The sequence below is a fragment of the Lentzea sp. NPDC004782 genome, assembly GCF_040609115.1.
Lineage (GTDB): Bacteria > Actinomycetota > Actinomycetes > Mycobacteriales > Pseudonocardiaceae > Lentzea.
The window spans coordinates 12,233-38,914 of sequence record NZ_JBEXJN010000010.1; the positions used below are offsets into that span (position 1 = coordinate 12,233).

General features: G+C 70.9%; 26 protein-coding genes and 1 pseudogene. 10 read left to right on the forward strand and 17 right to left on the reverse strand.

The window, feature by feature from the left end; translation table 11 throughout:
* Window positions 1–120 precede the first annotated feature (120 nt).
* From ABZV40_RS11755 to ABZV40_RS11765, 3 genes are read left to right on the forward strand one after another with little or no spacing between them, the layout of a single operon-like run.
* The gene (locus ABZV40_RS11755) at window positions 121–876 is read left to right on the forward strand and encodes an IclR family transcriptional regulator (RefSeq protein WP_355438800.1); all 756 of its coding nucleotides are present in this window, start codon (window positions 121–123) and stop codon (window positions 874–876) included.
* A 52-nt stretch (window positions 877–928) separates the two neighbouring features.
* On the forward strand, window positions 929–2,398 hold the full coding sequence (gene glpK, locus ABZV40_RS11760) for a glycerol kinase GlpK (protein WP_355438802.1): 1,470 nt from the start codon (window positions 929–931) through the stop codon (window positions 2,396–2,398).
* The gene (locus tag ABZV40_RS11765) at window positions 2,391–3,911 is read left to right on the forward strand and encodes a glycerol-3-phosphate dehydrogenase/oxidase (protein WP_355438804.1); all 1,521 of its coding nucleotides are present in this window, start codon (window positions 2,391–2,393) and stop codon (window positions 3,909–3,911) included. Before glpK ends, ABZV40_RS11765 begins: the two co-directional genes overlap by 8 nt.
* Before the next feature lie 57 nt (window positions 3,912–3,968).
* Here the strand turns inward: ABZV40_RS11765 and ABZV40_RS11770 are convergent, their stop codons facing one another.
* Window positions 3,969–4,388 (reverse strand): MarR family transcriptional regulator, encoded by a 420-nt coding sequence (locus ABZV40_RS11770; protein ID WP_355438806.1) that lies wholly within the window; start codon window positions 4,386–4,388, stop codon window positions 3,969–3,971.
* 74 nt (window positions 4,389–4,462) lie between these two features.
* Here ABZV40_RS11770 and ABZV40_RS11775 point away from each other — a divergent pair, with 74 nt between their 5' ends.
* Window positions 4,463–5,068, forward strand: a complete 606-nt coding sequence (locus ABZV40_RS11775; RefSeq protein ID WP_355438808.1) for a maleylpyruvate isomerase family mycothiol-dependent enzyme — start codon at window positions 4,463–4,465, stop codon at window positions 5,066–5,068.
* Here the strand turns inward: ABZV40_RS11775 and ABZV40_RS11780 are convergent.
* A complete protein-coding gene (locus ABZV40_RS11780; RefSeq protein WP_355438810.1) occupies window positions 5,065–5,685 on the reverse strand; it encodes a GNAT family N-acetyltransferase in 621 nt (206 codons plus the stop codon). The genes ABZV40_RS11775 and ABZV40_RS11780 overlap by 4 nt on opposite strands.
* Window positions 5,686–5,844: 159 nt before the next feature.
* On the opposite strand from ABZV40_RS11780, the gene ABZV40_RS11785 reads away from it, so the two are divergent.
* Both ABZV40_RS11785 and ABZV40_RS11790 read left to right on the forward strand, forming a co-directional pair.
* Complete coding sequence (locus ABZV40_RS11785) at window positions 5,845–5,982, forward strand: hypothetical protein (protein WP_355438812.1); 138 nt, start codon at window positions 5,845–5,847, stop codon at window positions 5,980–5,982.
* Window positions 5,983–5,991: 9 nt separating this feature from the next.
* A complete protein-coding gene (locus ABZV40_RS11790) occupies window positions 5,992–6,621 on the forward strand; it encodes an alpha/beta hydrolase (RefSeq protein ID WP_355438814.1) in 630 nt (209 codons plus the stop codon).
* Window positions 6,622–6,680: 59 nt separating this feature from the next.
* On the opposite strand, the gene prcA is transcribed toward ABZV40_RS11790, so the two are convergent.
* The 5 genes from prcA to ABZV40_RS11815 form a co-directional block, all read right to left on the reverse strand.
* Complete coding sequence (gene prcA, locus ABZV40_RS11795; protein WP_355438815.1) at window positions 6,681–7,448, reverse strand: proteasome subunit alpha; 768 nt, start codon at window positions 7,446–7,448, stop codon at window positions 6,681–6,683.
* 35 nt (window positions 7,449–7,483) lie between these two features.
* Entirely contained in the window at window positions 7,484–8,332 is an 849-nt protein-coding gene (gene prcB / locus ABZV40_RS11800; protein WP_355438817.1) for a proteasome subunit beta, read from the reverse strand.
* A gap of 49 nt (window positions 8,333–8,381) precedes the next feature.
* Window positions 8,382–8,576, reverse strand: coding sequence for a ubiquitin-like protein Pup (locus ABZV40_RS11805; protein ID WP_045318211.1), 195 nt, complete (start codon window positions 8,574–8,576; stop codon window positions 8,382–8,384).
* A gap of 79 nt (window positions 8,577–8,655) precedes the next feature.
* Window positions 8,656–10,149, reverse strand: coding sequence for a depupylase/deamidase Dop (gene dop, locus ABZV40_RS11810; protein WP_355438819.1), 1,494 nt, complete (start codon window positions 10,147–10,149; stop codon window positions 8,656–8,658).
* Window positions 10,150–10,223: 74 nt separating this feature from the next.
* Entirely contained in the window at window positions 10,224–12,626 is a 2,403-nt protein-coding gene (locus tag ABZV40_RS11815; RefSeq protein ID WP_355438821.1) for an FtsX-like permease family protein, read from the reverse strand.
* 107 nt (window positions 12,627–12,733) lie between these two features.
* On the opposite strand from ABZV40_RS11815, the gene ABZV40_RS11820 reads away from it, so the two are divergent.
* Window positions 12,734–13,228: an NUDIX domain-containing protein gene (locus tag ABZV40_RS11820; protein WP_355438823.1), complete on the forward strand. Its 495-nt coding sequence runs from the start codon at window positions 12,734–12,736 to the stop codon at window positions 13,226–13,228.
* A 71-nt stretch (window positions 13,229–13,299) separates the two neighbouring features.
* On the opposite strand, the gene ABZV40_RS11825 is transcribed toward ABZV40_RS11820, so the two are convergent.
* The 6 genes and pseudogenes from ABZV40_RS11825 to ABZV40_RS11850 all read right to left on the reverse strand — a co-directional run.
* Window positions 13,300–13,908 carry a response regulator transcription factor gene (locus ABZV40_RS11825; RefSeq protein WP_355438825.1) on the reverse strand — a complete coding sequence of 203 codons (609 nt, stop codon included), beginning with the start codon at window positions 13,906–13,908 and terminating at the stop codon, window positions 13,300–13,302.
* On the reverse strand, window positions 13,905–14,969 hold the full coding sequence (locus ABZV40_RS11830) for a sensor histidine kinase (RefSeq protein ID WP_355438827.1): 1,065 nt from the start codon (window positions 14,967–14,969) through the stop codon (window positions 13,905–13,907). The genes ABZV40_RS11825 and ABZV40_RS11830 overlap by 4 nt, the downstream gene beginning before the upstream one ends.
* Before the next feature lie 13 nt (window positions 14,970–14,982).
* Window positions 14,983–15,393, reverse strand: a complete 411-nt coding sequence (locus ABZV40_RS11835; protein WP_355438829.1) for a hypothetical protein — start codon at window positions 15,391–15,393, stop codon at window positions 14,983–14,985.
* An 85-nt stretch (window positions 15,394–15,478) separates the two neighbouring features.
* Entirely contained in the window at window positions 15,479–16,357 is an 879-nt protein-coding gene (locus tag ABZV40_RS11840; protein ID WP_355438831.1) for an aldo/keto reductase, read from the reverse strand.
* Between the two features lie 20 nt (window positions 16,358–16,377).
* Complete coding sequence (locus ABZV40_RS11845) at window positions 16,378–17,130, reverse strand: ABC transporter permease (RefSeq protein ID WP_355438833.1); 753 nt, start codon at window positions 17,128–17,130, stop codon at window positions 16,378–16,380.
* 65 nt (window positions 17,131–17,195) lie between these two features.
* Window positions 17,196–17,828 (reverse strand): annotated as a pseudogene (locus ABZV40_RS11850) (ATP-binding cassette domain-containing protein); the annotation flags it as partial.
* A 111-nt stretch (window positions 17,829–17,939) separates the two neighbouring features.
* Between ABZV40_RS11850 and ABZV40_RS11855 the strand changes: the two are divergent.
* Both ABZV40_RS11855 and ABZV40_RS11860 read left to right on the forward strand, forming a co-directional pair.
* On the forward strand, window positions 17,940–19,007 hold the full coding sequence (locus tag ABZV40_RS11855; RefSeq protein WP_355438835.1) for a sensor histidine kinase: 1,068 nt from the start codon (window positions 17,940–17,942) through the stop codon (window positions 19,005–19,007).
* Complete coding sequence (locus ABZV40_RS11860) at window positions 19,004–19,633, forward strand: response regulator transcription factor (protein WP_355438837.1); 630 nt, start codon at window positions 19,004–19,006, stop codon at window positions 19,631–19,633. The genes ABZV40_RS11855 and ABZV40_RS11860 overlap by 4 nt, the downstream gene beginning before the upstream one ends.
* Before the next feature lie 131 nt (window positions 19,634–19,764).
* Here the strand turns inward: ABZV40_RS11860 and arc are convergent, their stop codons facing one another.
* Window positions 19,765–21,561, reverse strand: a complete 1,797-nt coding sequence (gene arc / locus ABZV40_RS11865; RefSeq protein ID WP_355438839.1) for a proteasome ATPase — start codon at window positions 21,559–21,561, stop codon at window positions 19,765–19,767.
* Between the two features lie 715 nt (window positions 21,562–22,276).
* Here arc and ABZV40_RS11870 point away from each other — a divergent pair.
* Window positions 22,277–23,107 carry a hypothetical protein gene (locus ABZV40_RS11870; protein ID WP_355438841.1) on the forward strand — a complete coding sequence of 277 codons (831 nt, stop codon included), beginning with the start codon at window positions 22,277–22,279 and terminating at the stop codon, window positions 23,105–23,107.
* A 49-nt stretch (window positions 23,108–23,156) separates the two neighbouring features.
* On the opposite strand, the gene ABZV40_RS11875 is transcribed toward ABZV40_RS11870, so the two are convergent.
* Genes ABZV40_RS11875 through ABZV40_RS11885 form a run of 3 tightly spaced genes read right to left on the reverse strand, consistent with a single transcriptional unit; the run spans window position 23,157 to window position 26,607 of the window.
* Window positions 23,157–23,981, reverse strand: coding sequence for a tRNA (adenine-N1)-methyltransferase (locus tag ABZV40_RS11875; RefSeq protein WP_201780169.1), 825 nt, complete (start codon window positions 23,979–23,981; stop codon window positions 23,157–23,159).
* 15 nt (window positions 23,982–23,996) lie between these two features.
* The gene (locus ABZV40_RS11880; RefSeq protein ID WP_355438843.1) at window positions 23,997–25,115 is read right to left on the reverse strand and encodes a site-2 protease family protein; all 1,119 of its coding nucleotides are present in this window, start codon (window positions 25,113–25,115) and stop codon (window positions 23,997–23,999) included.
* A 55-nt stretch (window positions 25,116–25,170) separates the two neighbouring features.
* Entirely contained in the window at window positions 25,171–26,607 is a 1,437-nt protein-coding gene (locus tag ABZV40_RS11885; RefSeq protein WP_355438845.1) for an FAD-dependent oxidoreductase, read from the reverse strand.
* Between the last annotated feature and the right edge of the window lie 75 nt (window positions 26,608–26,682).

A 26,682-nucleotide genomic window follows, 5' to 3' on the forward strand; every position in this document is an offset into this window, starting at 1 on the left:
GGCTTCTACCGCCCTTGATCTAGACCGCGGGGGCCCCGCGTTTCCTCCTGGGAAACGCGGGGCCCCCGCGTTACCTTCGGTGTTCGACATTGTCGAACGGGCGCAGCTAGAGTGGGGTGCGTGCCCGGTCCCATTCAGTCCATTCAGCGCGCGGCGGAGGTCTTGAAGCTGCTCGCGCACGGCGGCGCGCACCAGCTGAGCGTCGGCGAGATCGCCCGTGCCCTGGACCTGGCGAAACCGACCGTGCACGGGATTCTGCGGACGCTGCAGGAGGTCGGGTTCGTCGAGCAGCCCGTCGAGGGCGGCAAGTACCGGCTGGGTGCCGCGCTGTTCCAGATCGGCACCAGCTACCTGGACGGCAACGAGCTGCGCGCCAAAGCGTTGAACTGGTCGGACACGTTGGCGATGCGTGCGCGCGAGGCGGTGCGCATCGGCGTGATGCACGGCAAGCACGTGCTGGTCGTGCATCACGTGTTCCGGCCCGACAACAGCCGGCAGGCGCTCGACACCGGCGCCCTGCTGCCGTGGCACGCGACCGCGCTCGGCAAGGTGCTGGTGGCGTTCGGCGAGTGGCCGGACGGCGAGCTGCGCCGGTTCACCCGTCACACGCTCGACGAAGCCGGTCTGCGCGCGGCACTGGACGAGGCCCTGGTCCGCGACTGGGCTTACGACCTGCACGAACTGGTCGAGGGCGAGGCGTCGATCGCCGCCCCGATCCGCGACGGGCGCGGCGCGGTCGTGGGCGCGGTCGGCATCTCGGGACCGGTCGAGCGGCTGTGCGAGTCACCCGATCAGCCGCCGCGGCTCGAACTCGTGTCCTACGTACGTGAGGCAGCTCGCAGTGTCTCCCGCGAGCTGGGCGGGCTCTCCTGGTAGTAATGTGACAAGCGTTCGACAATGTCGAACGGTCACACAGAGGAGTGTGCACGTGGGTTACATCGCGGCGATCGACCAGGGCACGACGTCGTCCCGGTGCATCGTGTTCGACCAGTCAGGCTCGATCGTGTCGGTCGCTCAGCGCGAGCACCGGCAGATCTTCCCGAAGCCGGGCTGGGTGGAGCACGACGCGTCGGAGATCTGGGCGAACGTGCAGTCCGTCGTCCGTGACGCGCTGGCCCACGCATCTCTCTCGTTCGCCGACATCGCGGCGTTCGGCATCACGAACCAGCGCGAGACGACGGTGGTCTGGGACCGCGCGACCGGCGAGCCCGCGCACAACGCGATCGTCTGGCAGGACACGCGCACGGACGCGTTGATCAAGCAGCTGGGCGACCACGACCGGTTCCGCGAGCGCTCCGGCCTGCCGCCGGCGACCTACTTCTCCGGCCCGAAGCTGCGGTGGCTGCTCGACAACGTCGACGGGCTGCGCGCGAGGGCCGAACGCGGCGAGGTCCTGTTCGGCACCATGGACACGTGGCTGATCTGGAACCTGACCGGCCGCCACGTCACCGACGTGACCAACGCGTCGCGCACCATGCTGATGAACCTGGAGACCCTGGACTGGGATCCGGAGCTGGTGTCCGCGATGGACGTGCCACCGGCGATGCTGCCCGAGATCCGGTCGTCTTCCGAGGTCTACGGCACCTATGAGGGCGTCCCGGTCGCGTCGGCGCTCGGCGACCAGCAGGCGGCGCTGTTCGGGCAGACGTGCTTCGCGCCCGGCGAGGGCAAGTGCACCTACGGCACCGGCGCGTTTCTGCTGGTCAACACCGGTGACCAGCCGGTGCGGTCGGCCAACGGGCTGCTGACCACCGTCGGGTACAAGATCGGCGACGAGCCCGCCGCGTACGCGCTGGAAGGTGCGATCGCGGTGACGGGCGCGCTGGTGCAGTGGTTCCGCGACAAGGTCGGGCTGATCTCGTCGGCGGCGGAGATCGAGACGCTCGCACGGACCGTGGACGACAACGGCGGCGCGTACTTCGTGCCCGCGTTCTCCGGACTGTTCGCGCCGCACTGGCGTTCGGACGCGCGTGGCGTCATCGCGGGCCTGACGGGCTACATCTCGCGCGGGCACCTCGCACGGGCCGTGCTGGAGGCATCGGCGTGGCAGACCCGCGAAGTCGTGGACGCGATGAACGCCGACTCGGGCGTGGACCTCACGACGTTGCGGGTCGACGGCGGCATGACCGCCAACAACCTGCTCATGCAGTTTCTCTCGGACGTGCTGGACGTGCCGGTGGTGCGCCCGATCGTGGCCGAGACGACGTGCCTCGGCGCGGCGTACGCGGCCGGGCTCGCGGTGGGCTACTGGAACGGCACCGACGAGCTGAAAGCCAACTGGCACAAGGCGGCCGAATGGGAGCCGTCGATGGAACCGGCGGCGCGGGACCGCGGCTACCGGAAGTGGAAGAAGGCGGTCGAGCGGACCGTCGGGTGGATGGACGAGGACGATGACTGACCTTAACCAGAGGGCTCGGGCTCGCGAGGAGCTCCAGCACGGCAAGTTCGACGTGGTCGTGATCGGCGGCGGCATCCTGGGCATCGCGACCACGTGGGCCGCGGCACGCTCGGGTCTGCGGGTCGCGCTGGTGGAGAGCGGTGACTTCGCGGGCGCGACCTCGTCCGCGTCGTCGAAGCTCGTGCACGGCGGCCTGCGCTACCTCGCCATGGGCCCGTCGGCCGTGCCGATGGTGCACGAGAACCACAAGGAACGCCGCGCGCTGGGCGACCGCCTCGCGCCGCACCTGGTGCGCCCGCTGCCGTTCCTCGTCCCCGTCTACAAGGGAGGCCCGCACAGCCGGTTCGTGCTGGGGGCGGGCGTGACGCTGTACTCCGCGCTGTCGGGCTTCGGCGACGGCATGGGGAAGGTGCTGTCGGCGCGCAGGGCTGCTGAGTGGGTGCCTGACCTGCGCGCCGACGGTCTGCGCGGTGCCGCGATGTACTACGACCACCAGATGAACGACAGCCGCGTGGCGATCACCGCCGCGCGCGCCGCCGCCGAGGCCGGTGCCGTGCTGCTCAACCACATCTCGGTCGTGGGCCTGCGCAAGACCGGTTCGAAGGTCACGGGCGTGGAGCTGCGCGACTCGCTGGGCGAGTTCGGCGTCGACGCGTCCGTGGTCGTCAACGCGACCGGCCCGTGGCTGGACGTGGTGCGGCGCATGGAAAACCCGTCCGCCGACCCGTCGATCCGGCTGTCGAAGGGCTCGCACCTGGTGATGCGGACGTCGTCGGAGTGGAAGGCGGCGCTGACGATCCCGGTCGACGACGTGCGCGTGTCGTTCGCGATCCCGTGGGAGGGGCACCTGCTGCTCGGCACCACCGACGAGGCCTACGAGGGCGACCCGGCGGCCGTCGCGTGCACCGACGCCGACGTCGACCAGATCCTCGGCGAGGCGGGCGTCGCCGTGACGGGCCTGGACAAGGCGAACATCGCCTACACGTTCGCGGGCCTGCGGGTGCTGCCCGGCGGCCCCGGCGACACCTCGCACGCCAAGCGCGAGACCGTGATCACCGCGGGCTCCGGCGGCATGATCAGCGTGGCCGGCGGCAAGTGGACGACGTTCCGCAAGATCGGCGCCACCGTCCTGGCCCGCGTGAACGCCGAGCTCGGCCGCACCTCCGGCGCGCCTCTGGACGGCGTCGCCCTGCCCGGCTCGGCCTCCCCCGACACCGTCGGCGCCGTGCTCGGCCACGCCTGGGACGCGCTGCCCGACGACGTGGTCCGCCACCTCGCCACCCACTACGGCACCACGTCGCACGAGGTCGTGGCGCTCGGCCTGGAGAACCCGGCCCTGCTGGAGCGCGTCCACCCGGACGGCCCGGACATCTGGGCGCAGGTCGAACACGCCCGCCGCACCGAGTGGGCGTCGGAGGTGGACGACGTGCTGCGGCGCCGCACCACCGTGATGGTGCGCGGGCTGGACTCCCCCGAGGTGCGGTCACGGGTGTCGGAGCTGCTGGCTTCCTGACCGCTGACGCGTGTCATCCCCGGACGCGCAACCGTGCCGAAGGGGATGACACGACGGTCACCGGTACGGGTCGGTGATCTCGCACAGCTTCTCCAGCGCCTCGCGCAGCTGACCCATGCGGCGCTTGCCGAGGTGCTGTTCCCACTCGGCCTCGATCCTGGCCATCTCCCGCGCCGCGACCGGCATGGCGCCCTGAGCCTTCTCGGTGATCCGGACCAGCCGGGCGCGTCCGTCCGTCGGGTCCGGCACGCGTTCGACGAGGCCCGCCTTCTCCAGCTGGTCGACCAGGAACCCGGCGGTCTGCTTGGTCACCTGGGCCGCTTCGGCGAGTTCCGTCAGGCGCGTGCCGTCCGGGCCGATCCGCTGCAGGACGCGCGCCTGGGCGAGGGTCACGTCGTAGCCGGCCGCGGTCACCGCCGCCATGATGCGGTTCTCCAGGTCCCGGTACGGGATGTACAGCAACAGCCCGATGTTCACGCAACTCCCTTGTTTTGGTCAGAGACCCTGATTAAAGTAGTCAGCCTCTCGAACTAAATCAAGGAGAGCGACCAATGGACGAGACCCGGATCTGGCAGACGATCGACGCCGAACGCGCCGCGACGGCGGACCTGCTCGCCGGGCTGAGCGACGCCGAGTGGGCCTCCCCGTCGCTGTGTGACGGCTGGACCGTGCGCGAGGTCGCCGCCCACCTGTCGCTCGCGCCGCACACCACGATCGGCAGCGCCATCCGCGAGTTCGCCAGGGCGCGCGGCAGCTTCAACCGCATGGTCGACCAGACCGCGCGCCGCGCCGCCCTCAGACCGTGCGACGAGCTCGTCGCGCAGCTGCGTGGCATCGTCGGTTCGCGCAAGCTCGCACCTGGCCAGAAGCTCAAGGACTGCCTGATGGACGTCATGGTGCACACGCAGGACATCGCGCTACCGCTCGGCATCGACCGCCACATGCCCGTCGAGGCCGCTGTCGTCGCCGCGGACCACCTGTGGCAGATGGGTTTCCCGTTCCACGCGCGCCGCCGGCTGGCCGGGCACCGGCTCGTCGCCACCGACGCGGACTGGTCGGCGGGCGAGGGCACCGAGATCAGCGGCCCGATCGAGGCGCTCGTGATGCTGCTGGCCGGTCGCACCGCCACGAACCCGCGGCTCACCGGCATCCACTAGAGCGCGCGGACCATTCTCCGGCACACGTACACGCGCTCGAACCGTTGGCGCATCTCGGTTTCCCGCTCGATCCGCGCGTGCAGGAACGCACCGGCCGCCACCAGCCCGTGCTTCGCGATCACCGCGGTCGCGGCCTCGTCGGCGTTCGCGTACACCTGCAGATACCGCGACGACTCCGTGAACCCGTTGCGCGCGAACCAGGCCAGCGCGGGCCTGTCGTCACGGGTCCAGGCGTCCACGGTCGTGACGCCGCACCGTTCCAGCCGCCGCAGCGCTTCCGCCAGCAGGGCCGTCGCGATGCCCCGGCGCTGGTGGTCGGGGTGCACGACCACCGTCTCGACCGTCGCCTCGGCACCGGGCACCGACACGTCCAGCGCCCCCACCACGACGTCACCGTCGAGCGCGACGAGCTCAAGGTCGGCGCGGCGCTTGGCCTGCCAGACGTCGTCGTGGCAGCTCGTCGCGAGAAACCCCAGCACCCGGCAGCGCAGCCACGACTGCTCGTGCTCCGGTTCGTAGTCCCTGATGTCCGCGGGCGGCCGCGGCTCGGCGCGCGAGCGGCCCGGCGCCCCCAGCAGGTTCAGTCCCCCAGTTCGACCCCGTGCGGCGTCGACCACGTCGTCCCCCAGTCCACCTTCGGCCGAACGTCTCCGGCACTGTCCAGGGTTCCCGAACTCAGGCGCGCCCGCACGCACGTTTTGTCAGTCACCGTTACCAGAAGTGGTTCGCCTCGCCGGTGCGGCGCGACGACCCAGCGCACGGCCACGATGCGCGCGTTGCAGGAGTACACGCGCCTCAGGACCCGGCCGGGCGAGCTGCCGCGGCTGCTCGTGCTGGACGCGATGATCTTCCACGCGGAGGCCGGGCTGCGCTGGCTCGACCACTGCGAAACCAGCCTCACGCGCCGCCAATAGCCTGGCGGCATGACAACCTTCGCGATCGTGCACGGGGCGGGCGACGTCGGCTGGTCGTGGCACCTGGTGGCAGCGGCCCTGCAAGCCCGGGGCCACACCGTCGTCGCCCCCGACCTGCCCACGGAGGACGACGCGAAGGACCTGACGGACTGGACCTCCGCGGTGGTGGACGCCCTCCCGTCCACGTCGGACGTCGTGGTCGTCGGCCACTCCTTCGGCGGCCTCGTCGCCCCGCTGGTCGCCGCACGGATCAACGCCTCGGCGCTCGTCTTCGTGACCGCCATGCTCCCGAAGCCCGGCGAAGCACCGGCGGACTGGTGGGCCGCCACCGGCTACGAGGACTCCGGGCTGGAAGACCCGTTCTGGCACGACGTCCCGGCGCATCTGGCGGAGGAGTCGCGGAAACGGGAGCGCGGCATGTCCGAGGCCGCCATGGCGAAGCCGTGGCCTCTGGACGCGATGCCGGAGGTGCCGACGCACTTCGTCCTGTGCACGGAGGACCGCTTCTTCACCCCGGCGTTCATGCGCGAGGTGGTCGCCGACCGCCTCGGCATCGAGCCGATCGAGCTGCCCGCGGGCCACTGCGCCCAGCTGAGCAAGCCGGCAGAACTGGCGGAACTGCTCACCCGGTACGCCTGATCACACGTGGAAAAGGCCCCCGGCAACCAGCCGGGGGCCTTGCGACGACGCGAGCCCAGCTACTTCGACTCGCCCTCCGAGCCGGGCAGCTGAACGTCCTCGACGGCCTTCCCGCCCTTGGTGGGCGCGGGCATCAACGCGTCCAGAGCCGCACCGGCGATCCGCCGGAACGCGCGCCGGGGCCGGGCCCGCTCCAGCACCGCGACCTCCAGCTTGTTGGCGGGCAGGATCTCCGGCCCGCCGTTGCCGGTGGACGGTGAGCCGGCGGACAACGCCTTGACCGCCACCGGAACCGCCTCGGCCAGCGACAAACCGTCGGCGAAAGCGTCCTTCAGCGCGGAGTTGGCGGCGTCCACGGTGCCACCCATCACGATGTACTGCGGCTCGTCCACGATGGACCCGTCGTACGTCAGCCGGTACAACGTGTCCAGATCGGACGAGTCGCCGACCTCCGCGACGCAGATCTCCACCTCGAACGGCTTGATCTGCTCGGTGAAGTAGGTGCCCAGCGTGGTCGCGTAGACGTTCGCGAGAGACCGGGACGTCACGTCACGCGGGTCGTTCTGGTACCCGCGCACGTCGGCGAACCGGATGCCGGCCTGGCGGAGGTTCTCGAACTCGCTGTACCGGCCGACGGCGGCGAAGCCGATGCGGTCGTAGATCTCCGAGACCTTGTGCAGCGTGCTGGACGGGTTCTCCGCGACGAACAGAATGCCGTCGGCGTACTTCAGCACGATGACGCTGCGACCCCTGGCGATGCCCTTGCGGGCGTACTCGGAGCGGTCGCGCATCACCTGCTCTGCCGATGCGTACAGCGGCATCGTCATGGGTGGTGCTCCTGACGTCGGAAAGGGATCGGGACTCAGCCTGCGGGGCGGGACCGGCGGCCTTCGACGACCGCGTCGGCGACCGTCGCGACCTGGGAATCCGGTACCTCCACGGCGCCGTCGGCACCGTTGATCGTGACCACGACCGGGTACAGGCGGCGGACCGGGTCGGGTCCGCCGGTGGCCGAGTCGTCGTCCGCCGCGTCGTACAGCGCCTCGACGACCGAGCGGATCGCGGCGTCGACGTCCGCGTCCGGGTCGTAGAGCTTCTTCAGCGCCGACTTGGCGAACAGCGAGCCCGAGCCGACGGCCTGGTAGCCCTGCGACTCCTCATAACGGCCGCCGGTGACGTCGTAGGACACGATGCGGCCCGCGCGGTCCGGATCAGCGGCCGAGGTGTCGTAGCCGGCGAACAGGGGCACCACGGCGAGGCCCGCCATGGCCGCGTCGAGGTTGCCCCTGATCATGGCCGAGAGCCGGTTCGCCTTGCCGTCGAGCGACAGCGACACACCCTCGATCTTCTCGTAGTGCCGCAGCTCGACCGCGTACAGCCGCACGATCTCGATCGCGATGCCGGCGGTGCCCGCGATGCCGACGGCCGAGTGGTCGTCGGTCACGAAGACCTTCTTCATGTCGCGCTGGGCGATGACGTTGCCCATCGTCGCGCGCCGGTCGCCGGCGATCACGACCCCACCCTTGTAGGTGGCCGCGACGATCGTCGTCCCGTGCGGGGCCTGGACGGTCCCCTCCGGGAGCTTCCGGGCGCTGGGCAGCATGTCGGGTGCCTGGGCCCGCAGGAAGTCCGTGAACGACGACGAGCCCGGCGTCAGGTACGCCGGAGGCAGCGCCGCGGCCGGGTAACGCCCGGTCGAGCTGTTGTCCATGTGTTGGTTGTTCTCCCGTCCCCGAAATGGTCAACAGGCCCCCGAAGGCCTACTGACCACCCTTTTGCACGTATGCGCGGACGAAGTCCTCCGCGTTCTCCTCGAGCACGTCGTCGATCTCGTCGAGGATCGCGTCCACGTCCTCGCCGAGCTTCTCGCGGCGTTCCTGACCGGCTCCGGCAGCGCCCTCGGCGCCTTCGTCGCCGTCGCCACCGCCCTGGCGCTGCTTCTGTTCCTGGGACATCTCGGCCTCCCGCTCACTCGCCTGACAAGAACACTACCCAGCGGCACCGACAAAAATCCTGAGCCACTCGGGTAGACGATCACCCGCGAGTCAGTGCGTCCACCAGCTGCTCGGCGGTGTCAGAGGCCTCCAACAGCGCTCCGACGTGCGCTTTTGTGCCTCGAAGCGGTTCCAGGGTCGGGATCCGCACGAGTGATTCCCGACCGAGATCGAAGATCACCGAGTCCCACGATGCGGCGGCGACGGAGGTCGGGTAGCGCTCCAGGCACCGGCCGCGGAAGTACGCACGCGTGTCCTCGGGCGGCGTGGTGATGGCCGCGCGCACCTCCTCCTCGCTGACCAGGCGCTTCATCGAGCCGCGCGCGACCAGGCGGTTGTAGAGGCCCTTGTCCAGGCGGACGTCGGAGTACTGCAGGTCGACCAGGTTGAGCCGCGCGGAGCCCCAGGCGAGGCCGTCGCGCTGGCGGTAGCCCTCCAGCAGCCGCAGCTTGGCCACCCAGTCGAGCCGGTCGGCGCACTCCGCCGGGTCGCGGGCGAGCGCGTCGAGCACCTCGCCCCACACGCGCAGGACGTCGCGGTCGCCGATGCCCTCCTTCTCGACGAAGGCGGCGGCGCGCTCGTGGTAGGCGAACTGCACGTCCAGGCCGGTGAACTTGCGACCGCCGGTCAGCTCGACCTTCGTCTTCAACGTCGGGTCGTGGCTGATCTGGTGCACCGCGCGGACCGGGTCGACCAGGCGCAGGTCGTCGAACCGCAGCCCGGACTCGATCATGTCGAGCACCAGCGAGGTGGTGCCGACCTTGAGGTACGTGGAGTACTCGGCGAGGTTCGCGTCGCCGATGATGACGTGCAGGCGGCGGTACTTGTCCGCGTCCGCGTGCGGCTCGTCGCGCGTGTTGATGATGCCGCGCTTCAGCGTCGTCTCCAGGCCGACCTCGACCTCGATGTAGTCGGCGCGCTGCGAGAGCTGGTAGCCCGCCTCCTCGCCCGACGGGCCGATGCCGACCCGGCCGGACCCGGTCACGACCTGGCGCGACACGAAGAACGGCGTCAGGCCTGCGATGACCGCGGTGAACGGCGTCGACCGCTGCATCAGGTAGTTCTCGTGCGTGCCGTACGACGCGCCCTTGCCGTCGACGTTGTTCTTGTACAGCTGCAACCGGGGCTGACCGGGCACGGTGGCGGCCTTGAGCGCGGCCTCCTCCATCACCCGCTCCCCCGCCTTGTCCCAGATCACCGCGTCACGCGCGTTGGTGACCTCGGGAGCCGAGTACTCGGGGTGCGCGTGGTCGACGTAGAGCCGCGCGCCGTTGGTGAGGATGACGTTGGCCGCGCCGAGGTCCTCGACGTCGGAGTCGGCGGGATGCCCGCCGGGTGAGCCCAGGTCGAAGCCGCGCGCGTCGCGCAGCGGTGACTCCACCTCGTAGTCCCACCTGGCCCGCCGGGCGCGCGGTATGTCCGCCGCCGCCGCGTACGCGAGCACCACCTGTGTCGAAGTGAGCACCGGGTTCGCGGTCGCGTCGCCCGGCACCGCGATGCCGTACTCGACCTCGGTTCCCATGATCCGCCGCATGCGCAACACCTTATGACCTGACCCCGACAACGAGCGTGAGGGGAGCTTCGCCGTGAAGCTCCCCCTCACCCTATTCACCCGGACGCCAGTCCTGCCGCCGGGCGAATGCGGGACGCGCCGCGCGAAGGCCCGAACGCCGCGACCACGGCCAGCGCGACCACCGCCACCGCGCCGATGACCAGCGGCAACACCACTCCCGCGCCGGGCAGTGACAGGTCGAGGCCGGTCGCGAGAATCGCGATTTCGGCGTAACCGAACCCGAGCACCCCGCCGCCGACGACCCCGACGAGGGCCAACATGACCGCTTCGGCGATGACTCCACCTTGCAGTCCGCCCCGAGTCACGCCCAAGGCGCGCCGGAGGGCGAGCTCCTTGCGGCGTTCCTGCACCGAGATCGTCAGCGCCGTGCCGATGCCGGTCACCGCGACCGCCACGGACAGCCCGAGCAGCACCATCATCAGCACCGTGCCGAGGTGCATGTACCGGTCGGCTTCCGCGCGTTCGTCGGCGGCCGTCTGCACGATCACCGTCGGGTTGTTCGGCAGCGCTGCCTGCAGGTTCGCCCGGAACCGCGCCGGATCCGCTCCCGGTTGCAACGCCACGAGCAGCTTCTCCGGCGCACCGGAGGTCAGCCCGCCGATGATCGGCGTGTAGCCGGTGAGGGTGCCGGGCACCGTGCCCACGACCTCGTACCGCTTGCCGTCGTTCTCGACGAACGGCTTGTCCGCCCAGTGCTCCGGCACGATCGCGGTGCCGGGCGCGAACTTCTCGGCGCCGGGCACGTTCTCCGCCTTCAGCCAGGCCTTGAACTGCTCGGGATCGACACCGGAACCGTTCTCGGCGTGGTGCAGCACCACGCTCGCGGCCACGTCGGACTGTGCCGGGATCGCCGGCAGCGGCCGCTCCCCCGCGTCCACCACGGTGGCGTCCGGGCGCTTCTCGTTGGCGTAGGTGTAGGTCATCTCCTGCGCGCTGCCCAGCACGACCAGGAAGAACGTCACCATCGAGCTGGCCAGCAGCAACGGCAGCGCCACCGACGCCGACCGCTGCGGCATCCTGCGCACCTCCGCGGCGGCGAGCTTCCACTGTGTCCAACCCGTACCGCCGAGCTTGCCGAAGAGCCGCGCGATGAACGGCACGGTGACCGGGCCGAGGATCCAGAACAGGCCGGTGACCGCGGCGATCGCGGAGAACGTCACGGCGAGAGGAGCGCCGATGGTGCGCTTGGCGGCGATGGCGACCAGGGCCAGCAAGACCGCGCCACCGGTGAACAGCACGCCGAACACCAGCCGCACCCGGCGGATCGACCGCGGCGGCACCTCGTTCTCCGCGTCGCGCAACGCGGCCAGCGGAGACACGCGCGCGGCGTTGATCGCGGGCCGGACAGCGGCCATCACGCTCAACAGCGCGGCGACGACGACTCCGAGGATCACGTATCCCAGCGACGGCAGCAGGTCCGGGCTGAGCTGCACCGCGCCGAACAGCGCGGAGATGCCGGTGACGTCGAACGTCCTGGCCAGCAGCCACGCCATCGGCCCGCCGAGCAGCGCACCGCCGACGCCGGCCAGCGCACCCGTGATGAGCGCCTCGACCAGGCTCCTGCGCACCAACGGCCCGCGCTGGGCGCCGATGCACCGCAGCAACGCCGTCTGCCGCTGACGTTGCGCGTAGACCGCGCGGAACGTGGCCGCCGCGACGAACACCGCCGTGGCCAGCGCGAGGACGCTGAACGGCAGCAGGATGAACGTCAGGTCGTTGCCGATCTTGTCCGCGTCCGGCGCGGGGTCCCACACGGCGTACGACGCGCCCGCCGCGGCGGCGACGGCCTCCCGCGTCCCGCCGATCACCCAGATCTCCCTGGTGTCCGGCGTCGCGTCGAGCTTGCGGGCGAGGTCGGGACCGGCGACCAGGACCGGCCGCGAGTCGAGCCCGCCCTTCTTCATGACCCCGCTGACGGTGACCTCGAACGGCCTGCCGTCGGCGGAGGCGAGCTTCACCTGGTCGCCCGGTTTGAGGCCGCGCTCGTACGCGGTGATCTTGTCGACGGCGACCTCGTTGTCGGCGGCGGGCTGCCTGCCCTCCGCCAACGGCCAGCGCGCCAGGTCCGGCTGCTGGACGTGCACCTCGGCCCGGTGCTCGCCGGCCCGGCCGTTCGCGTCGAGCAGGTCGGCCTGCGCCATCTGCACCGGCACGGCCCGGCCGACCGCGGAGAGCCGGGCGAGCAGCGCGTCGTCGAGCTTCGGGCGGTTCGCCTCGACGGCGTTCTCGTCGTACGGCTGCCGTTTGACGTCCACCACGTGGCCCACTGTGGACGGTGTGAGCGGCGCGCCCTCGTCGACCGACCGGGTGAGCGCGTCGCTCAGCACCAGGGCGGCCAGCAGGCAGGCCACGCCGACCACGAGCGCGACGCCGGGCAGCAGCGCGCGGCCCGGCCGGGCGCGGAACTCGGCGACGCCGAGCCGCAGGGAAGTGGACACGAATCCTCCTCGGTGACGTCCGACGGTCCCGAAGGTAGGAAGGAGGCCGATCAGCGGGCGTCGGACTGCGGTAGCAAGCTCGCGTACGACCACAGGAGGACACGGGGATGATCAATCTCTACGACGAGGACGCGAACGTGACCGGCACGGTCCCGCGGGAACGCATGCGCGCGGAGAACCTGTGGCACGGCTGCGCGACCATCGTCGTGTTGTCGCTGGACGGCGCACGGATCTACGTGCACCGCCGCACCGACACCAAGGACGTCTTCCCCGGCCTGTACGACTGCACCGCGGGCGGCGTGATCGACGCGGGCGAGACACCGGACGAGGCCGCCGCGCGCGAACTCCGCGAAGAGCTCGGCGTCGAGTCGCCGCTCACGTTCCTGTTCCAGACGACCTACGTCGACGAGCGGACCCGGTATCACGCGTGGGTCTACGAGACGCGTACCGACGGCCCGTTCACGCATCAGCCGGAGGAGGTCGCCTGGGGCGGGTGGATGGATCTCGGGGAGCTGCGCGAAAGGATCGGCGATCCAGGCTGGGCGCTGGTGCCGGACGGCCGTGCGATCACCCGGGAGTGGTTGCGCCGCACCGTCGGGTGAGGTGGATGAAGGGCGCCTTCCTCCACCTGGCGTGGATGAAGGCGCCCATCATCCACGTGGCCGCCCGGCGCTCAGAGCCACCCGCGTTCGTCGGCCACCCGCAGGGCCTCCGTCCGGTTGCGGGTACCGGTCTTGGTGGTGGCACCGGACAGGTAGTTCCGCACGGTGCCCTCGGCCAGGTACAGCCGGGCGGCGATCTCGGCCACGGTGGCGCTGGAGCGGGCCGCGATGAGCACGTCGCGTTCACGCGCGGTCAACGGGGACTCGCCCGCCGCGAGCGTGGCCGCGGCCAGTGCCGGGTCGACCACGCGCTCGCCCGCCATCACCCGCCGGACGGCGTCGGCCAGCGCGTCGGCCGGTGCGTCCTTCACGACGAACCCGACGGCGCCCGCCTCCATGGCCCGGCGCAGGTAGCCGGTGCGGCCGAAGGTGGTCAGGATGACCACGCGGCAGTCCGGCACCTGCGCGGTGAGCACGGCGGCGGCCGCGAGCCCGTCCAGACCGGGCATGTCGATGTCCAGCAACGCGACGTCCGGGCGGTGCTCCAGGGCCGCTGCCGTGACCTCGTCGCCGCGGCCGACCGAGGCCACCACCTCGAAGTCCGGTTCGAGGTCGAGCAGCACGCCGAGCGCGTGCCGGATCAGCTCCTGGTCGTCGGCGAGCAGCAGCCTGGTCGTCATGCCGCCTCCACCCGCAACGACCACCCGCCGGTCCGCGCCGGACCGGCGGTGAGCACGCCACCGGCCGCGGCCACCCTGGCCCGCAGACCGTCCAAACCGGACCCCTCACCGGCCGGGCCGCCCACCCCGTCGTCGCGCACCTCCACAGAGGACGCGGTGAGCTCCACCGTGCACCGACCGGCCCGCGCGTGCCGCACCACGTTCGTCACCCCTTCCCGGACGACCCAGCCGAACAGCTCCTGCCGCCGCGGTGGCACCACGTCGCAGGCGGTCGGCAGGTCGGCCGCGACCCCCGCCGCCCGCAGCAGCTCCCGGCCCTTGGCGAGCTCACCGGCGAGCGTGACGTCCTGGTACCCGGACACCGCGGCCCGCACGTCGGACAGCGCCTGCCGGGCCAGCTGCTCCACCGACTCCATCTCGGCCCGCGCCGCGTCCGGGTCCAGCCTTCTGGCCAGCGCGCTCTTCACGGTGATCGCGGTGAGCGAGTGGCCGAGCAGGTCGTGCAGGTCGCGGGCGATCCGGTTGCGCTCGGCCTCCGACGCGAGGCGCGCCACCTCCGCCCTGGCCTCGCGCAGCTGCTGGTTGGCGGTGGCGGTGCGGCTGAACGCGAGCACCAGCAGCGCGGTGAACACCACGGCCACCGCGAAGTACCAGCTGCCACCGGTGTTCCAGCCGGGCACCACCATCGGCACGACCACGCACGTCGCGGCACCCAGCACCACGAGGGCCACCGCCGTCCGGACGCCGACCCGCGCCGCCGCCGACGGCACGATCACCGCGAGGAGGATCAGCACGCCCTCGTGGGCCAGCGGCGCGAGCAGCACGGCCAGCACCGTCATCGCCGCCACGAGCCACCAGTAGGCCCGCCACGCCGACCGCATCGAGACGATCACGAGCGCCAGGTAGCAGGCGGAGACGGCCACCAGCAGCAGGTAGCCGGCGACGAGGCCGGCGCCGTGCGCGTACTGGTTGACGCCCGCGGCCGCCAGGAACGGGTAGCAGAGCATGCCGAGGGAGAGCAGCAGCCGGCGCCGCTCGTCCACGCCGCGCAGTTCGTCCACGGCGAGAACCGTATTAGGCCGCGAAGGTGGCGCGCACGCTGCGGGCGAAGGTCAGCAGGACGACGATGACCAGCAGCGCCCCGCACACGCCGTTCGCGATCTTGAACCAGACCGGGAAGGAGCCGGGGATCGACTCGATCACCACGATCGCCACCACCTGGGCCAGCGCGACGACCTTCACCCGCCGGTAGTTGCCGCGCGAGCCGTTCGCCATGGAGACCCCGAGCGCGAAGGTGACCAGCGACGCGACCGCGAGGATCGAGCCGCGGACCCACACCGCGTCGGTGACGAGGCCGGGGTTGCCGCTGAACACCACGATCGCCAGCAGCGTCAGGACGGCCACGGCCGCGTAGCCGCCCAGCAGCGTCTTGGCGATGTGCAGCTTCTCGCGGGCGTCGGGGTCGGTCACAGTTCGATTCGTCATGCCGACAATGCTGATCGCGCGGCGTTTTCGCGGGTAGCGATGTTTCGCACGACCTGGCCGTGACATCTGTCAGAAACCGGACGAACTAGGTCCAGCCGAGCCCGGCGCGCGTCCGCCAGTACCGCTCGGCGGGCTCGGCCAGGTCCGGCAGGTCCACCTCGATCCGCAGTGCGTCCACATTGGACCGCAGCTGCTCCGGGCTCGCCGCGCCCGAGAGCACGACGTCTGCCCACGGCTGCCGGGCGATCGCCGCCAGCGCGACGGCGTCCGGCCCGACGCCCAGCGCTTCCGCCTGTGCCGCAACCGCTTGCGGCGGCTGCACGACGAGCCGCCCGTTCGCGACGCCCTCCTTGATGATCACCCGCAACCCGGCGTCGTGCGCCTCGCGCAGGGCCTCGCCCGCCGAGGTCTCCAGAACGTTCCAAGTGGACTGGACGGATCGGAAGACGCCGAGGTCGAGCGCCTTGCGGATCGCGTCGGCCTGCCGCGGGCCGGACGTCGAGAAGCCCAGCGGCACGCCGATCGCGACCATCGCCTCCTGCAACGCCCGGTCGCCGAACAACGGGCTGTCGGCGGTCAGCGAGTGCACCTGGTAGAGATCGACTCGCGGGAGCAGCGCGCTGGTTTCCCGCCACTGCTGGGTGAACCGGGCGAGCGAGTGCTCCTTGACCTCGTGCACCTCGGCGTCGGGCCGCCAGTCCGCCGTGTAGGCGTAGCCCCACTTGCTGGAGACCGTCACGTCGTCGTGGCCGGGCAGCCACGACGACAGGAAGTCCTCCGACAGCCCGTACGACCTGGCCGCGTCGACCCAGCGGATGCCCAGCTCGTAGGCCGTGTCGAGAACGCGATGACACTGCGCGCGCATGGACTCGACGTCGCGCACGGCCGGCAGCGCGTCCTCCCGCCCCAGGTTGATGTAGGCGGGACGACCGAGCGAGGCGAGACCGAGAGCGAGCTGTGCCATGCCGACAACCGTAAACGTCGTCAAGCGTCCCGTCGCAGCAGAGTGACCGCTCCGGCCCCCAGCGTCACCAGCACGTGAAGGATCAGGCATCCCGCGGCGGCCACCGGACCCAGCGGTGGATCGGTGATCGTCCCCGCGACCTGCCACACGAGGTACGGCACCATCACCGCCGAGACGTCGGTGCTCCACGGTTCCGGCAGCATCGGGGTGACCGCGGGCAGGCCCCACAGCAGGACGCCCACGACGACGATCGTCACCGCCGTAGACCTCACCGCGAGCCCCAAGCCGAGGCCGACCAGACCGGTCACCAGGATCGACAGCACCGCCGCCCCGGCCCACGGCAGCGCGTCCGGCCAGTCCTGCGGGGCGATCGGCGGCGGCCGGTCCCCCGCGATCAGCCTGCTGGTGCCGAGGCTCAGCGCGAGCGCGGCGGCACCGACCACCACGGCTGTGGTGGCGACGAGCGTGCTTTTGGCCGCCAGCAAGCGTTTCCGGTTCGGCACGGTGGTCAGTGCGGTGAGCCCCGGGTCGGACGTCGCGACGAGCGCGCCAAGGGCGGCGACGCAGAACTGCACGACCGGCGTGACCACCACACTGGCGTCGGCGGAGGCGAACCTGGCCTGTTCCGCGGCCGGCGACGTGTCGTAGTCCTGGACCATCAGCCAGGAGATCGTCGCGCCGAACGCGATCGTCAGGCCGATCGCCAGCAGCAGCCCGTACGGCGCCCGGACGGTCCGGAGCTTCAGCCACTCCGCGGCGAGCGCGTTCCTCACAGTCCCCTCCCGCTGGTGAGGTCGAGGTAGGCGTCCTCAAGGGATCCGTTGCGCGTCAGGGCTTCGATGGACGTCTCCTCGACCAACCGTCCTCTTGCGACGATCACGACGTGGTCCGCGGTCAGCGCCATCTCGCTCATCAGATGGCTGGAGACGAGGACCGTGCGCCCCTCCTCCGCGAGACCGCGCATGAGGTCGCGGATCCACCGCACGCCCTCGGGGTCGAGGCCGTTGACCGGCTCGTCGAAGATCAGCACCTCCGGGTCGCCGAGCAGGGCCGCCGCGACGCCGAGCCGTTGCTTCATGCCGAGCGACAACGCCCGGATCCGCTTGTGCCGCACGCCGCCCAGGCCGACCTGCTCCAGCAGCTGCACCGCCCGCTGCTGACCGATCCCGTTGCTGGTCGCGAGCCAGCGCAGGTGGTCCAGCGCCCGGCGGCCGTGGTGCACGGCGGACGGGTCGAGCAGGACGCCGACGTGCCGCAGCGGCTGGTCCAGGTCCGCGTACCGCTGTCCGGCGACGAGCGCGTCGCCGCCGGTGGGCCGGTCCAGGCCGACGATCACGCGCATCGTCGTGGACTTGCCGGCGCCGTTCGGGCCGAGGAAGCCCGTCACCAGTCCTGGCCGGACGGTGAACGACAGGTCGTCGACCGCCGTCGTGCCGCCGTATCTCTTCGTCAGGTTCCGCACCTCGATCATGGGCAACAGCGTCGGGCGCGCCGGGGCCGGGCGGATCGGCCCGGGGTCCGAAACGAAGAATCGGACTGCGGTCCGAGCCGTCCGGGTCCACGGCTCGTTACGGTCGTGACCGTGATCGCGAGACTGCACCTCTACCTGGTCGACGCGGCCGCCGCGGCGGTGATCGCGGTGCTCGTGGCCTACGCGATGACCGAGCACCGGGACAAACCGTGGTGGCTCGTTCTGCCGTCCGCCGCCCTCGTCGCGTTGCCCGTCGCGGTCCGCCGTCCGTGGCCGGTGGTGGCCTTCGCGATCACCACGGCCGCCACGGTGGCGGTGGTGATCGGCCAGGTGCTGCCCGTGCCGGCGCTCGGCGCTCCGGCCGCAGCGGTCGGTTTCACGCTCTACACCCTGGCCGTCGACCGCAACAGGACGTGGTCACTCGCCGGGCTCGTCGTCGCCGTGGTCGCGGTCGCCGGCGTCGGCGGTGGTGAACCACCGAACGTCCTGGCCACCGTGGCCGCCCTCGGCGCCGTCTGGGTCATCGGCCACACCACCCGGCTGCGGCGGTCGTTCCTGACGCGGGAAAGCGAACAGCGGGCCGAACAGGCGCTCGCCGGCGAACGCCTGCGCATCGCCCGCGAGCTGCACGACGTGGTGGCGCACAACCTGTCCCTCATCGCCGTCCAGGCCGGCAACGCCGCACACGTGCGGTCGCCCGAGCACGCCTACGAGGCGCTGGAGGTGATCTCCGAGACGAGCCGTGCCGCCCTGACCGAGATGCGCGGCCTGCTCGGCGTCCTCCGCTCCGGCGCGGACCTGGTGCCCTCCCCCGGTCTCGCGGGCCTGGCGCAGCTCGCGGACCGCGCGTCGCCGGCGGGTGTCCGGGTGTCGCTGGACGTGCGGGGTGACGCCGCGGTGCCGGAAGGGATCGGGCTGTCGGCGTACCGGATCGTGCAGGAGGCTCTGACGAACGTGGTGAAGCACGCGGCGCCCGCGTCGTGCACCGCGGTGGTCGAAGTGACCGGGGAGTCGGTGCGCATCGAGGTGACCGACGACGGTCCTGGGGTGAAGGAGCTCGGGATGGGGCACGGGTTGATCGGCATGCGGGAACGCGTCGCCGTGTACGGCGGCACGTTCAGCGCGGGTCCCGGTGAAGGCGGCGGTTTCCGGGTCGTGGCGGAGCTGCCGGTCCGATGACGCGCGTGCTGATCGCCGACGACCAGGCGTTGCTGCGCGCCAGCTTCCGCCTGCTGGTCGACCACGAGCCCGACCTGACCGCGGTGGGCGAGGCCGGTACCGGCGCCGAGGCCGTCGCGCTGGCGGCTGAGCTCCGGCCGGACGTGGTGCTGATGGACATCCGCATGCCGGAGATGGACGGCATCGAGGCCACCCGGCTCCTGAACGGGCCGCGGGTGCTGGTGCTGACGACGTTCGACCTGGACGAGTACGTGTTCGGCGCGCTGCGGGCCGGTGCCTCGGGTTTCCTGCTGAAGGACACGCCACCGGCGCAGCTGCTGGCCGCGATCCGCGTGGTGGCGGCCGGGGAGTCGCTGCTGTCGCCGTCGGTCACGCGACGGCTGATCGCGGAGTTCGTGCGGCAACCCTCACCGCCCTCGGTGAAGGGCCTGGAGGTGCTGACCGAACGGGAGAAGGAGGTGCTGGCGCTGATCGCGCGGGGGCTGTCCAACGCGGAGATCATGGCGGCGCTGCACGTGAGCACCGGCACGGTGAAGACGCACATCGGGAACCTGCTGGCGAAGCTGCACGCCCGCGACCGCGCCCAGCTGGTCATCGCGGCGTACGAGTCGGGGCTGGTCGGCTAGCCGCTCGCGGTGCTCTCCGGGGATGTCACCGCTGTCCGGGAGGCCTGCCCCGAGCCCCGCACGCGCCCGACGTGGATGAAGGGCGCCTTCATCCACCTGAGGTGGAGCAAGGCGCCCTTCATCGAGCGGTGCTACAGGTACGTGCCGGTGTTCGTGGCCGTGTCGATCGCGCGGCCCGCCTCCTGGTTCTTCCCGGTGACGAGCGTGCGGATGTAGACGATCCGCTCGCCCTTCTTGCCCGAGATGCGTGCCCAGTCGTCGGGGTTCGTCGTGTTCGGCAGGTCCTCGTTCTCGGCGAACTCGTCGATGATGGCCGCCTGCAGGTGCCGGACCGAGAGGCCGGGCTGCTTGGTGTCGAGCAGCGACTTGATCGCCGCCTTCTTGGCCCTGTCGACGATGTTCTGGATCATCGCGCCGGAGTTGAAGTCCCGGAAGTACAGGACCTCCTTGTCACCGTTGGCGTAGGTGACCTCCAGGAAGCGGTTCTCCTCGGACTCCTCGTACATGCGCTCCACGGTGTGCTGCACCATGCCCTCGATGCAGGCCTTCGGGTCCCCGCCGAACTCGGCGAGGTCGTCGGCGTGCAGCGGGAGGTTGGGCGTCAGGTACTTGTTGAAGATGTCCTTCGCGCCCTCGGCGTCCGGTCGCTCGATCTTGATCTTCACGTCGAGGCGGCCGGGGCGGAGGATCGCCGGGTCGATCATGTCCTCGCGGTTGGAGGCGCCGATGACGATGACGTTCTCCAGGCCCTCGACACCGTCGATCTCCGAGAGCAGCTGGGGCACGATCGTCGTCTCGACGTCGGACGACACACCGGATCCGCGGGTGCGGAAGATCGAGTCCATCTCGTCGAAGAACACGATCACCGGGGTGCCCTCGGACGCCTTCTCACGAGCTCGCTGGAAGATCAGGCGGATGTGCCGCTCGGTCTCGCCGACGAACTTGTTGAGCAGTTCGGGGCCCTTGATGTTGAGGAAGTACGACTTGGCCTGCTTGTCGGTCTCGCCGCGGATCTCCCGCACCTTCTTGGCCAGGGAGTTCGCCACCGCCTTGGCGATGAGCGTCTTGCCGCAGCCGGGAGGGCCGTAGAGCAGCACGCCCTTGGGCGGGCGCAGCTCGTACTCGCGGAAGAGGTCCGCGTGCAGGAAGGGCAGCTCCACGGCGTCGCGGATCTGCTCGATCTGCCGGGACAGGCCGCCGATGTCGCTGTAGTCGATGTCCGGGACCTCCTCGAGCACGAGGTCCTCGACCTCGGCCTTGGGGACCCGCTCGTAGGCGAAGCCCGCCTTCGAGTCGACCAGCAGCGAGTCGCCGGGCTTGAGCGGCGAGTCGAGCAGCGGCTGGGCGAGCCAGACCACCCTCTCCTCGTCCGCGTGGCCGACGACCAGCGCGCGGGCGATCTGGTCCTCTCCGTCCTCGGAGAGGATCTCCCGCAGTGCGCAGACCTCACCCGACCGCTCGAACCCGCCGGCCTCGACGACGGTCAGCGCCTCGTTGAGGCGGACCGACTGGCCGAAGGACAGCTTCTCCGGCTCGACCGCGGGGGACACGGCGACCCGCATCCTGCGGCCGGAGGTGAAGACGTCCACCGTCCCGTCGTCGAAACGCGCCATGAAGACGCCGTACCCGCTGGGGGGCTGCGCCAGCCGGTCGACCTCCTCACGCAGCGCGAGCAGCTGGCTTCGTGCTTCGCGGAGGGTGTCTATGAGCTTCGTGTTTCGCTCGGTCAGTTGGCTGACCCGCTCCGTCGCCTCGGCCAGTCGCTGCTCGAGCAACCGGACATGGCGCGGGGACTCGGTCAGCTTGCGGCGCAACGAGGCGATCTCGTCCTCGAGGAACCTGATCTGCGCTGTCAGCTCAGCAGAATTGTTGCCCTGGTTCAGCTCGCCACCCTCGTCGGGCTGGCTGCCGGGATGACCGTGCTGCATGTCGGCACCCTCCTCCCGTGTTCGTACCGATTACGGTACCGGCGATCACCGACAAAATGGGGTACTCACAACATCATCTTCGCTCGTGTGACGCAACGGTCCTGCCTCCGACAGAGCTCAACTGCTCCATCTCGGTGTCCGGGGGAACCGCCTACCCGCTACGGTGCGTCCCAGAAACCGCGATCGGCGTTTCGTCCAGCGACACGCCGATCGACCTGCGAGAAGTCCGAGGAGAGGGTCATGGGAGCACCAGGGCGGACGCCCGGTCCCCACGCTCCGCGACCACCCTCGGACGACCGCGAACACGTCTGGTGCGGCTCGCGACCGGAAGACGGGCGGCAACCCGCCGTCGTCCCACCAGGTGGACCACTGACTGCTCCGATCGGTGGTCACGCACCGCAACACACCCCGTCCGCGCTCGTCGGAGGACCCGCTCCAGCGGGACTCCGGTCCGACCGGAGGGCGTGCGGCCAACCGGGTGGTTCTGCCGGCGCAACCGGCGCACCGCCCCGACAGCGCAGTGCATCGCGCTCGATTCCCGGTGGAGTTGCCGCAATCGTTATCAGACGCGGCGTTCGCGCGCCCACCTGGCAACTGCACATCGTGTGCATGACCACTCGTGCGTGTCGATAGCTCCCATTCGGCCGCGAGTTACTCCACGAAGTACCACAATGTCCACCGAAAAGATCACCTCATCCGCATCGGGGGAGTTTCGATGACCTACCCGCCGCAGCAGCCCGGACCGTACGGGCAGCAGCCGCAGCCCGGTGGGCCGTACGGGCAGCAGCCGCCGCAGCAGCCGGGATACGGCCAGCAGCCTCCGCCCGGATACGGCCAGCCGCCCCAGCCCGGCTACGGCCAGCCGCCCCAGCCCGGTTACGGGCAACAGCCCGGTCCCTACGGCCCGCCGCAGCAGGACCCGTTCGGGCAGCAGGGCCCGCAGAGCGGGGGTTTCCCGCAGCAGGGCTACGGCCAGCAGCCCGGTTACGGCGGCTTCGGCGGCCCGCCGCCCAAGAAGAGCAGCACCGGCATGATCATCGGTGTCATCATCGGTGTGCTGGTGCTCGTCGGTGGCGGCATCACCGCGGCCGTCCTGCTCTCCGGCAAGGACTCCAGCGACACCAGCACGGCGTCGTCGGACACGAACTCCCCGCCGACCGACGGCAGCACCAAGCCGACCACGCCGTCGAAGGGCTCGTCGAGCGGCGGTGACTCGGACGCGAAGGACGTCGCCGAGGAGTTCACCAAGATCGTCGTCAAGGGCGTTCGCGCGGGCAGCAGCAAACCGGAGGACGTCAAGGCCCTCGTGTGCTCCGCGGAGTACCCCAAGCTGAAGCAGCAGTCCGCCGCACCGAACCCGAACGTGCAGGCCACCGTGACGGACGTCAAGACGTCGGGCAGCAGCGGCACGTTCACGCAGAAGATCAGCGGGCTCGCCGACCCGTCCAAGCCGGGTCAGACCACCTCGGGCAGCATCATCTACAAGCTGTCCAAGGAGGGCAGCGACTGGAAGGTCTGCGGCATCGAGAAGATCGACTCGAACTGACCGCACCCGCGGTGAAGGGGGCCTCGCGCGAGGCCCCCTTCCGCATGTCTCAGCCCTTGCTGGGACGGCGCTGCGGCTTCGGCGCGGTGACGCCGTCCGCGAGCTTGCGCGTGGTCAGCAGGAACGCCGTGTGCGCGATCATCCGGTGCTCGGGACGCACGGCGAGGCCCACGACGTGCCACGGGCGGACGAGCGTCTCCCACGCGTGGGGCTCGGTCCAGCACGTCATCTCCCGCAGCGCCTCCGTGACCGTCGACAGCTGCGTGGTGGTGGCGACGTACACGACCAGGACGCCGCCGGGGATGAGGTTCTTCGCGATCGTGGGCAGGACCTCCCACGGCGAGAGCATGTCGAGGATGACCCGGTCGACCTCGCCCTCGTGGTTCTTCACGTCGTCGACGGTGATCGACCAGTTGCCGGGGCGCTCGCCGAAGAACGTCTCCACGTTGCGGATCGCGTGGACCGCGTGGTCGTCGCGGACCTCGTAGGACTGGACGCTGCCCTTCTCCCCCACCGCACGCAGCAGCGAGCACGACAACGCACCGGAGCCCGCCCCTGCCTCCAGAACGCGCGCGCCGGGGAAGATGTCGCCGTACATGACGATCTGCGCGGCGTCCTTCGGGTAGATCACCTGCGCGCCGCGCGGCATCGAGAGCACGTAGTCCGGCAGCAGCGGGCGCAGCGCCAGGAAGTTCGTGCCGCCCACGGAGGCCACGACCGACCCCTCCGGCTGCCCGATGAGCGAGTCGTGCGGGATGGCGCCGCGGTGGGTGTGGTACTCCTTGCCGGGCTCGAGAACGACCGTGTAGTGCCGCCCCTTGGGGTCGGTCAGCTGAACCCGGTCACCCGGCTGGAACGGTCCACTTGCGCTAATCACCGCGCAATGGTGTCAAACGCCCTTCTCAATGGCCGCACGCAGGTCCTCCCTGCGCAGCACCCCGGCCGGACGGCCCTCCAGGTCCACGACGAGGAACTGCCACGCGGCGGTGCCGCGGACGCGTTCGACGATCTCCTCGCCCGGTTCGTCGGCGAGCAGCACGGTCTCCGGCAGGATCGGTTCCGCGGCCTGTTCGGCGGGCGCGAAGGGGCTCGCGGCGGCGAGCTTGCGGGCGGCCTCGGTGTCGAGCAGCCCGGCGGCGACGCCATCTGCCCTGACCAGCACGACGCCGCGACCGGCCGAGGTGCTCAGCGCGTCCGCCACGGGGCTTTCCGCGGGCAGCTGCAGCACCGGGCGGATGAGGTCGTCGAGGGTGACTCCGGCGGGCCACGTGCGGCGCCGTTCGCTGGCCAGCTCGCTCCTCGCTCCGGCGACGACGACCCACGCCGTGAGCGCGCACACGCCGAAGCGCAGCCAACGGTCCTCCGCGCCGTCTGCGACGCCGTAGAGCGCCCACACCATCAGTGCGATGGCCACGGCGAAACCACCGACCACGGCGACACGCGTGCCCGTCGCGCGTTGCCCGGTGGCGGCCCACACACCGGCTCTGACGATCCGGCCGCCGTCGAGCGGAAGCCCCGGCAGGAGGTTGAAGATCGCGACGACGAGGTTCGCGCCGGCGATCTGCACGACCAGAAGCCACAGCACGCCACCGGGCTCCATCGCGAACCCGCCGATGCCGAAGATCACCGCGAGCGCCACGGACACGATCGGTCCCGCGCCCGCGACGACGCCTTCGTGGCTGGGTTTGCCGGGCGTGCGCATGATCTCCGACAGGCCGCCCAGCAGGTACAGGCGCAGCCTTCTGACCGGCAGGCCGAGCCGCAGCGCCGCGACGCAGTGGCCCAGCTCGTGCGCGAGCACGCTCAGCCCCAGGAACACCGCGAAGAGCGCGGCCAGCACCAGGCCGATGCCCGGTGGTGTGCCGGGTGCGAGGTCGTCGACGAGCGGCGCGTAGAAGGCCACCACGATCGCGGACCCGATCCACCACGACGGCGCGAGCAGCACCGGGATGCCCGCCACCCGGAACAGCAGCAGGCCGCCCTCTCGCTCGTTGATCCGCGCGGCCACGGGTGCACTGTAAGGCCGCCGGTGTGATCTCGCGGTGTACCGCCGAGCACGCAGGTCAGCCCGCTGTCCACCCCAGCCCGTCCTTGGCCACCGCGAGCTCGCCCTCACCCGCCTGCGGCACCGTGCCGAACAACGCCTCCTCCTGGAGGTTCTTGCCCTCGCGGAACGTGTCGCCGATCACCTGCGCGTCGAACAGCGGGTTGTGCCGGTCGTCGGCGGTGGCGAGTGCGCCGACCGCTCGTTCGAGGTCCGCGGCGGCGGTCACCACCCCGTGGTCACGGGAGGCCAGTCCGCCGACCAGTTCGGCGAACGCGGCGGTCTCGCTCGCGTCCACGTTCGTCAGCTTCTTCGCGGTCCAGAAGTACGAGCTCTCGTCGCTGTGCATCTCGTAGAAGGAGATCAGGAAGCGGTAGAACAGGGCGTACTCGCTGCGGTAGCGGCGCTCGAACTCCTGGAAGCCGCGCTGTTCGCCCACCTCGCCGCCGAGGCAGGCGTTGATCGACCGCGCGGCGAGCAGCGCGCCGTAGGTCGCCAGGTGCACGCCGGACGAGAGCACCGGGTCGACGAAGCACGCGGCGTCCCCGACCAGCACCACACCCGGCCGGTGGAACGCCTTCTTCCAGTAGGAGTAGTCCTTGCGCACCCGGACCTGGTCGTACGGCGGCTCCGTCGCGAGCGGTACGCCGTCGAGCTTCTCCGCCACCTCGGGACAGGCCGCGATCAGGTCGAGCCAGGCCGCTTCCGGGTCGCCCTGGACGAGCGCCCGGTGCTCCGGCGAGACGACCGCGCCGACGCTGGTCAGGTCGTCGCGCAACGGGATGTACCAGAACCAGCCCGCCTCGAACGCCGCGCAGAAGATGTTGCCCGCGTTCGGTTCCGGCAGCCGCGCGCCACCGGCGAAGTACCCGAAGACGGCGAGGTTGCGGAAGAAGTCGGAATGCACGCGTTCGCCGGTGCTGCGGTGGATGCGGCTGGTGTTGCCGGACGCGTCCACCACGTACTGGGCGGACACGGCCCGGTCCTGCCCGGAGGCGTCCCGGTAGCGCACGCCGCGGACCCGCCCGCCGCTCTCGACGACCTCGCGCACCTGGCAGCCTTCGCGCACCTCCACACCGTTGCGGGCGGCGTTGCGCAGCAGGATCTCGTCGAACCGCCGCCGTTCCACCTGGAAGGCGGTCGACATCGGTTCCGGCACACGGGGTGACATGGCGAAGCTGAACTGCCACGGCTGCGGGTTGGCGCCCCAGCGGAACGTCCCGCCCCGCTTCAGGGTGAAGCCCGCGTCCGCGACCTCGTCCGCGACGCCGAGCAGGCGGCAGATCCCGTGGACGGTGGACGGCAGCAGCGACTCGCCGATCTGGTACCGCGGAAACGCCGACTGTTCCAGCAGCAGCACGCGATGGCCGCGCATCGCGACCAGGGTGGCCGCTGTCGAGCCGGCGGGACCGCCGCCGGCCACCACCACGTCGTACGCATCCCCGGCCCGCGTCATCCGCTCCCCTTCCCACCGCGCAATCCTGATCACCAATCTACGGGCCGGCCGGTGGCGACCCGGTCCGAATCCGGG